This is a genomic window from Propionicimonas sp., assembly GCF_034927565.1.
In the GTDB taxonomy this organism is placed as follows: Bacteria; Actinomycetota; Actinomycetes; order Propionibacteriales; family Propionibacteriaceae; genus Propionicimonas.
The window spans coordinates 1-8,137 of the sequence record NZ_JAYFPT010000068.1; the positions used below are offsets into that span (position 1 = coordinate 1).

At 69.8% G+C, this 8,137-nt stretch carries 7 protein-coding genes; 1 reads left to right on the plus strand and 6 read right to left on the minus strand.

Annotated features, from left to right (window positions below):
* Positions 1–549: 549 nt before the first annotated feature.
* A complete protein-coding gene (locus tag VB080_RS12330) occupies positions 550–1,365 on the minus strand; it encodes an HAD family hydrolase (protein ID WP_416339638.1) in 816 nt (271 codons plus the stop codon).
* 345 nt (positions 1,366–1,710) lie between these two features.
* Positions 1,711–2,985: a serine--tRNA ligase gene (serS, locus tag VB080_RS12335; protein ID WP_323418755.1), complete on the minus strand. Its 1,275-nt coding sequence runs from the start codon at positions 2,983–2,985 to the stop codon at positions 1,711–1,713.
* Between the two features lie 111 nt (positions 2,986–3,096).
* Between serS and VB080_RS12340 the strand changes: the two genes are divergently transcribed.
* Positions 3,097–3,606: a GNAT family N-acetyltransferase gene (locus tag VB080_RS12340; protein ID WP_323418756.1), complete on the plus strand. Its 510-nt coding sequence runs from the start codon at positions 3,097–3,099 to the stop codon at positions 3,604–3,606.
* A 26-nt stretch (positions 3,607–3,632) separates the two neighbouring features.
* Here the strand turns inward: VB080_RS12340 and pheA are convergent, their stop codons facing one another.
* The 4 genes from pheA to aat all read right to left on the minus strand — a co-directional run.
* Positions 3,633–4,553: a prephenate dehydratase gene (gene pheA / locus VB080_RS12345; RefSeq protein ID WP_323418757.1), complete on the minus strand. Its 921-nt coding sequence runs from the start codon at positions 4,551–4,553 to the stop codon at positions 3,633–3,635.
* Between the two features lie 140 nt (positions 4,554–4,693).
* Positions 4,694–6,277, minus strand: coding sequence for a polyprenol phosphomannose-dependent alpha 1,6 mannosyltransferase MptB (gene mptB / locus VB080_RS12350; protein WP_323418758.1), 1,584 nt, complete (start codon positions 6,275–6,277; stop codon positions 4,694–4,696).
* A gap of 182 nt (positions 6,278–6,459) precedes the next feature.
* Entirely contained in the window at positions 6,460–7,323 is an 864-nt protein-coding gene (locus tag VB080_RS12355; protein ID WP_323418759.1) for an Fpg/Nei family DNA glycosylase, read from the minus strand.
* Between the two features lie 78 nt (positions 7,324–7,401).
* On the minus strand, positions 7,402–8,137 hold a 736-nt coding region (aat, locus tag VB080_RS12360), incomplete at its 5' end, for a leucyl/phenylalanyl-tRNA--protein transferase (RefSeq protein ID WP_323418760.1).

Genomic DNA, 8,137 nt, shown 5'->3' on the forward strand with positions numbered 1-8,137 from the left:
TCGTCCATCAGATGCGGCAGCTGGGTGTCCCTCGTAGTCACAGCGTCGATCAAGACTGCCAGTCGTGCCGCGCCGCCTGCGTTCCCAGCTATCACCACATCCCCCATCGAACGTCAGGAAGCGTAGCGTGAAACCGGCGCTTCCGGTGTCGGATCGGCCAAGTCCTCAAGGTCTGGACAGCTGCGGTTCGTGGCGATGTGTCCTGCCGCTGGTGACAGTACGGCCCGTTGGACGGGCAGCCTGATTCTCCCCGGTCGACGGCATGGCCCATCGGACGGGCGGCCTGCTTCGACCTTCCCGTTCGACGGCTCGGGCAGCCCGGCCGACCGTCTCGCCGACTGGACCACAGGGAGCTGAGTGTGAGACCGGCGTCCGCCGCCCCGCGTCCGGCTCCGGAGGGTCAGTTCACGACTCCCGGGCAGGGGCAGCCGGCAGCCGGCCGTCCAGGTGGCCAGCCCATCGGCTGGCGGAACCGACCGGTGGGCTCGACGGGCTCGACGGGCTCGACCGGTGGACGGCACTCAGTGGGTTCCAGGTCGGCGGAACCGCTCAGGCGACCTTCGCGGTCTCGCCGGCGAACCAGCGGTCCAGTTCGATGGCGGTACCGCCTTCGGCGAACCTGCCGGTGACGTGGTCGGCGGCCACCCGGACATCCGCCGGGGCGTCGCCGAGGGCGACCCCCCGTCCGGCCCAGCTGAGCATCTCGATGTCGTTGCGGCCATCGCCGAGCGCGAGGACCTCGTGCGGCGCGACCCCCAGGGAAGCGGCCACGTCCGCGAGCGCGGTCGCCTTGTTGACCCCGGCGGGCGCGATGTCGAGCCAGGCACTCCAGCCCACCGAGTAACTCACCCCATGCAGGCCGAGCCGGGACGCCAGCGCAATGAAATCGGCGTCGGAGGACTCCGGGTCGCGCACGATGATCCGGGTGACCGGATCGGCTGCGAGCTCGTCAACCCCGACCACCTCGATGGCGCCACTGAGATCGCCCTCGGGGAAGTGCTTGGTCACCCGGAAACCCTTGCCGATCACCTCGGTCGCCAGCGCAGCCGAAGGGTGCTCGTAGAGCACCCGGTCGATCACCGCTGCCGGATCGAAGGTGACCACCTTCGTGAGTTCCAGCGGCGGGAAGGTCACGCACACGGCGCCGTTCGACGCGACCGCAGGCCCGGTCGGAAGTTCCAATGCTTCACAGACAGGCCGGGTGTGGTGCCAACTCCGGCCGGTCGTCAGGACGACGGGTACCCCCGCGTCCACCACTCGCCGGACAGACCGGCGAACACTGTCGGGCAGCCTTCCCTCGCGATCGACCAGCGTGCCGTCGATGTCGAGTGCTACCAGGTGCGGCCTCCAGGCCGCCTGCGGCATCCCATCCGCAATCTTCTTGTTCTTCATATTGCTGTCAAGGGTAGCTCGCGCCGGTGACCACCGCTCCCCGCGCAGCTGGCGAGTCGGTGAACTCTCCCTCCCCGGTCAGTCACACCCGTCCCGATGAGTCTCACCGGCCCCCATGAGTCACACCAGCCCCGCGAGTCACACCCCATCCCGGTGAGGGACACCGGTCCCCGCGGGTCACACACCGCCAAGCTGTGACTGAACCTCCGTCCACGGTCGCTGAACCACAGCTTGGCCAGCCCCGCCACAGCAGGCGCGCAAGCTGTGACTGAAGCCCCGTCTACGGCAACCCGGTCACAGCTTGGGACAGCGACGGGGTCAGGCGGACGGACGCAGGTACTCCTGGCCGCCAAGGTAGGGACGCAGCGCCTGGGGAATGTAGACCGAGCCGTCGGGGAGCTGGTGGTTCTCCAGCAGCATGATGATCGGGCGGGCCATCGAGCACAGCGTGCCGTTGAGCGTCGCCACCGGCCGGACGCCGGCGGCGTCGCGCTGCCGGATGTTCAGCCGGCGGGTCTGGAACTCGGTGCAGTTCGAGGTCGAGGTGATCTCGCGGTAGCGGCCCTGACTGGGGACGTAACCGTAGCAGTCGTACTTGCGGGCGGCCGACAGGCCGAGGTCGCCGGAAGCCACGTCCAGCACCTGGAAGGGGATCTCCAACAGCGTGATGAACTCCTTCTCGAACCCCAGGAGCTTGTCGTGCCAGGCGGCGGCATCGGCCGGGTCGCAGTAGATGAACATCTCGACCTTGTCGAACCAGTGCACCCGGAAGATGCCCTTGGTGTCCTTGCCGTAGGACCCGGCCTCGCGCCGGTAGCAAGGCGAGAAGGCCACGTACTGCCGCGGCAGCGAACCAGCGTCCAGGATCTCGTCGGAGTGGTAGGCGGCCAGCGCGACCTCGGACGTCCCGACCAGGTAGAGGTCGTCGCGTTCCAGGTAGTAGACGTCCTCGGCGGCCTGGCCCAGGAAACCGGTGCCCTCCATGGCGGACGGACGCACCAGGGCAGGCGGGATCATCGGGGTGAAGCCCCACTCGGCGGCCTTGGCCATGGCCAGGTTGAGCAGGGCGAACTCCAGCTGGGCGCCCACCCCGGTGAGGAAGTAGAACCGCGACCCCGAAACCTTGGTGCCACGCTCCATGTCAATGGCGTGCAGGCCCTCGGCGATCTCGATGTGGTCCTTGGGTTCGAACCCCTCGGCGGCGAAGTCGCGCGGGGTGCCGATGGTCTCCAGCACGTAGAGGTCGTCCTCGCCGCCGGTGGGGACCCCGTCGATCACCAGGTTGGGCAGCCGCAGCATCAGGTCGTCGAAGGTGACCTTGGCCGCCTCGGCCGCGGCGATGGCGTCCTTGACCTGCTGGGCGAGTTCCTTGGTGCGGGCAAGCAGGACGGGCTTCTCCTCCGCCGAGGCCCGCGGCACCTGCCGGGAGAGCTCCTTCTGCTCGGCGCGCATCGCCTCCGAGGCGGCGATCAGCTCGCGGCGCCGTTCGTCCGCCGCGATCAGGTCGTCCACCAGGTCGGCGGACTCCCCGCGCGCGATCTGCGAACGGCGAATGCGGTCCGGGTCGGTACGCAGCAGCTTGGGATCGATCACGGTCCCCAAGCCTACCGGCCGCCACTCAGCCGCTTCCCCACCACGCTGCCCGTCTCATCGGGCGACGCAGCAGGCCACCTGGGGACGGCAGGCACGCTTTAGGGTGAACGTATGGCCATCGAGCTCCGTCCGCTCACCCACGCGGACGCCGAGGCGCACTGCGCCGGCGAGGACGAGGCAACCGTCCGCTGGCTCACCGGTGGTTACGGCACGATCGAGGGCACGCGGGCGTATTTCGATGTGCTCGCGGAGAATGCGGCTGCCGGGCGCGGGAAGCGCGGTTTCGGTGTCTGGCGGGACGGACGACTGGCCGGGTACATCGACTTCGACCCGGACGGTGGGAACGGGCTCGAACCAGGAGACGTGAACCTGGCCTACGCCGTCCACCCGTGGGCCCGCAACGCCGGGCTCGCCACCGCGGCCGTGCTCGCCCTCTGCGACCGGTTGCGCGCCGAGGGCACCGGACGCCGGGCGATGATCTGCGTCGAGGCCGAGAACACCGCGTCGGTGCGGGTCGCGGAGAAGTGTGGCTTCCGCCGCGCCGGTTCCTTGACGTCGGCCACGGACACCCACGGCGACGGCTCCCCGGTCGTGCTGGACCGCTACCTCCGGGACCTCTGAGCCCGGCCGGACTACCCGGCTGCGGACTACTCGTCGTCCTCGGGGTTGACCAGGGTGGCGTACCACTCCCGGGCGTCGGCAAAGTCGCGGTCGGTGAATCCCCAGGCGACCTTCGGACGGAAGCCATCCGCCCGCGGGTAGGAGCCCAGGAAGACAACGTCCTCACAGATCCGGTGCAGTCCGAGCATGGCCTCGGCCAGACGGGGATCGCGCAGATGACCCTCGGCGTCGATCGAGAAGCAGTAGCTGCCCAGTCCGGTCTTGGTCGGACGGGACTCGATCCGGCAGATGTTCACCCCGCGTCCGGCGAACTGCTCCAGGATCTCCAGCAGGGCACCGGGGCGGTCGGCGTGGATGAACGCGACCAGGGTGGTCTTGTCCGATCCGGTGGGCGGCGGTGGCGCCGCCGGCCGGCTGACCAGGACGAACCGGGTGACGGCGTTGGGGTTGTCCGCGATGCCGCCGGCCAGGGCCTCGAGCCCGTACAGCGTGCCGGCCACCTCCGCCGAGACCGCGGCGTCGTACCGGGATGCCGGGTCGCTCACCTCGAGGGCGGCGGCGGCGGTCGAACCGCCCTCGGTGATCGACGCCTGCGGCAGGTTGGCCGCCAGCCAGCCACGCACCTGGGCGGCAGCGTGGGGATGGGTGAGGACGCGGCGGACGTCCGCGAGCTTCGTCCCTGGGCGGGCCAGCAGCGAGAAGTGCACCGGCAGCAGCACCTCGCGGACGATCATCAGGCGCCGGCCGGCGGACAGGTTGTCCAAGGTGACGGTCACACCGCCCTCGACCGAGTTCTCGATCGGCACCAGTGCCGCCTCCACCGCACCGTCCCGGACAGCGTCCAGAGCCTGGGTGACGGTGTCGAAGGGATGCGATCCCTGGTCGTCGGCGAAGGTCAGCAGAGCCTGGTGGGTGAAGGTCCCGGCGGGTCCGAAGTATCCGAGCACGCCCGACAGCGTAGACGCCAGGCGAGTGGCGGGTGGCATGGGCCACCCTGCGTCTCAGCGATCGGGGGGCGGCCCGCCGTGGCGGGGCCATGGTTCCTGCTCTTCCCGACCCTGCGATGGCCGCCAGCGGCCACTGCTACTCAGTCGTAGGGCAACCGGCGGTGGTCACGGGCCAGGGCCATGCTGGCGCGCACCCGGGTGAAGGAGGGAAGTTGGTGCCCTTCCCGCCACCACCAGGCGACGATGCTGCCGATCACGAACCAGCCGACCGCGGACGAGCCGACGTCCCGGATCACCACGGCGACTGCCTGAACGCCGTCGCTGAACTGCACTGCCCGGCCAGTGACGTAGGCGGCTGACAGGAAGGCGCCCCGCAGCATGAGCAGCGGCTCGAGACGACTCACTGTCATCAACCCCAGCGGCACCCATGCGATCAGGTCGTACCAGCTCAGCGTGTACGGCGAACTCAGCAGCCAGGCGGCGGTGAGCACGACCGCCGTCCGGACCGCGATGGTGAGCGGCTCGCGACGCGGGTCGGTGATGCTCACCTGGCCCGGGACGAGCTTCCAGGGCAGCACCCGGGAGAGCATCCAGCCGATCGCCACCATGGCGATCCAGCCCAGGGCACTGACGATGCTGCGGGCGGTCGACAGCCCCAGCAGCCAGGTCAGCGGCGTGTCGAGCCAGGGCGCCCACGACCCGGCGGAGACGTAGCCGACGTTGCGGGAGGCGGCGAACAGCGACTTCGGCATCACGATGCCATACGCGACCACGAGCGGGATCACCGCCCCCAGACACAGCTGCAAGGCCTTGCGCCAGTCTCGCCGGTAGCCCCAGAGCATGGCGAGGCCGTAGAAGACCAGCGACACCTTGATCGTCCCGGCCAGGCCTATGCCGATCCCGGCCAGGAGCGGGCTGCGGCGGTAGAACCACAGCGCGACGATCGCGAACACCAGAGTGAACGCCTCGTTGTGCGCGCCGGCCACCACCGACCAGATCAGGATCGGGTTGAGGAGTGTGAAGAGCACCGCCCGGGTCTGAGTGGCCTGATCATCCCGGGCCATTCGATAGACCAGAGCGCCGATCACCAGGAAGGGGATAACCGAGAACATCTGCAGCCAGAAGACGACGTGGTGCATGCTGTCGCCGCCGAGCGTGGCAGCCAGCCACTGGGAGCCGGAGGCCAGCGGCCCGTAGACGCTGGGCGTGTCCTGCCAGGGTCGTTCGGTGAGGGTCAGGACCGGATCGTATTCCTGCCGGAAGATGTCGGCGGGAGTGATGTCGTAGGGGTCGAGGCCGAGCACCTGCAGCCGTCCGTAGGCGGCGTACATCAGCACGTCCGCCGAGGTCAGCGGCAGTACCAGGGCGGTGGCGGCGCTGAGCCCGAAGCCCAGCCAGAAGAGCCTGCGGTTGCGCGGACGCCAGCCCTCCCGGACCGCCCGCCACGCTATCCACAGCCCGGTGGCGCCGACGAACAGCCCGACCCACAGCAGCGGGACGACCACCCACTCCGACGGGGTGCCGAGCCCGGCGGGCAGGTACCAGGGCGGCAGCAGGTCCGTCCGATCCCCCAGGTCGAGCGCCACTGAACTCGGTCCGGCCGCACCCACCGCGATGGCGGTCACGGCACTGGCGGCGATCAGAGACACCCCCAGGGTCGGGTTCGTCGTCCAGGCAGCCTGCAACAGACGCGAGCGTGCCGACACCTCGGCCTGGGACGACATGTTCGACTCCTCGGGATCGCGGGGGCGGGGGACCCGGTGTGTCCCAAGGCTAGCCTCGCCGCGACCGTGCACCAGACCAGCGACCCGACCTATGCCGAACCGTTACCAACCTCACAGCCCGAGCGGCGCCAACCCGTTACGGGGATGATGCCGCGCCGGGTCATCCGCCGGACCTGCCGTGGCTACTTGAGCAGCCGGGAGAGCCGGCGATCGGCGAGCGGTTTGCCCCCGGTCTGACAGCCGGGGCAGTACTGCAGGGACGAGTCCGCATAGGACACCTCGAGGATGGTGCTGCCACACACCGGACAGGCCTGACCGGTGCGGCCGTGGACGCGCATCGCCGCCCGTTTGGTGTCCTTCAACTCCTGGGCGGCAAGCCCGGACGCCCGCTCGACGGCCGCCGTCAGCTCGCCACGAATGGCCTCGTAGAGCTGGGTGAGCTCGGCCTCGTCCAGCCCGTTGGCCGGTTTGAACGGGCTCATCCGGGCGGCGTGCAGGATCTCGTCGGAGTAGGCGTTGCCGATGCCGGCGAGCACATGTTGGTCGCGCAGCACCCGCTTGAGCTGGGAGCGTCCGGCGGTGGCGAGCACCTGCGCCAGCACCTGAGGGGTGAAGTCGTCGGCGAGCGGGTCGGGACCCAGACCGGCGATGCCTGGCACGTCCTGGAGGTGGTTGACCACGTACAGCGCGAGCCCCTTCTGGGTACCGGCCTCGGTCAGGTCGAAGCCGCTGCCGTCATCGAAGACCAGCCGGAGGGCGACCGGCCCCCGTCCGGCTCGCGGCAGGGAGGCAGGCATCTCGTCGCGCCAGGTCAACCACCCGGCCCGGGCAAGGTGGAACACCAGCCAGAGCCCGTCTACATCCAGCCCGATGAACTTCCCCCGGCGATCCACGCCGGTCACCTCGAGGCCCTGCAGCGCGGTCAGCGGCACCTCGAAGGTCTTCAGGGACGGGAAGGCGAGCAGGTGGGTCTCGGCGACCACCTTGCCCCGGCTGTTCCGTTCCAGGAAGCCGCGCAGCGCCTCGACCTCGGGCAATTCAGGCATGGCTTCACTCTCGCCGTTGCGGTCGAGGTTGTCGAGACCGGGGCCGGAGCAGCAGTCTCCACCGGGGGTGGGACTGCTTCAGGTCTGCGACCGCGTCCAGTCGGGTTCGGGGACGGCGAGCGCCTCGTCCAGCAGGCCGAGGTACTCCTCGCGGTCGATCTCGATCGCCCCGAGCCGAGCCAGGTGCTCGGTCTGCCACTGGACGTCGATGATCCGGTCTTCGCCGCGCTCGTCGTCCAGCACCCCCACCAGCGTCATCAGGGCGACCTTGGACGCATCCCGGCCGAACACCGGGTCGTGGAACATCGACTCCCCTGCGAACAGGCCGCCCAGGTTCACCCCGTACAGGCCCCCGACCAACCGGCCGCCGGCGTCCCAGGTCTCGACCGAGTGGACACGGCCGGCCCGCTGCAACTCGGTGTAGACCCGGACGATCTCGGCGTCGATCCAGCCGTTCGGCCGAGCCGGATCCGCGCAGTGGGCGAGCACCTGGTCGAAGGCCTGGTCGACGGTGGTGGTGTAGTGCTTCGCCGCCTGGCGCATGGAGCGGGTGACCCGCAGCGAGGCCAGTGGCAGCACCCCGCGCCGGGTCGGTGACCACCAGCCCAACTCGCTGAACCCGGAGGAGTGCAGCGGCATCGGGAACACCCCGGAGCGGTAGGCCTCGAGGGTCAGCGCCGCGTCGAACTCGGTGGAGAAGGCGATCAGATCCTGGGCAGGCCACTCCCCCGGTGGGCCGAAGATCTCCGAGTGCGGCATAGCCGGATTCTCCCACCCGTCCCCGACAGCCCCGGCCTGCCGGACCGGGGCCAGA

What these genes read in the sequence shown, in the direction of transcription:
- VB080_RS12330 (WP_416339638.1), bottom strand. Translation starts at nt 1,365, where the DNA reads ATGCCGCAGGCGGCCTGGAGGCCGCACCTGGTAGCACTCGACATCGAC.
- VB080_RS12340 (WP_323418756.1), top strand. Translation starts at nt 3,097, where the DNA reads ATGGCCATCGAGCTCCGTCCGCTCACCCACGCGGACGCCGAGGCGCAC.
- mptB (WP_323418758.1), bottom strand. Translation starts at nt 6,277, where the DNA reads ATGTCGTCCCAGGCCGAGGTGTCGGCACGCTCGCGTCTGTTGCAGGCT.
- VB080_RS12355 (WP_323418759.1), bottom strand. Translation starts at nt 7,323, where the DNA reads ATGCCTGAATTGCCCGAGGTCGAGGCGCTGCGCGGCTTCCTGGAACGG.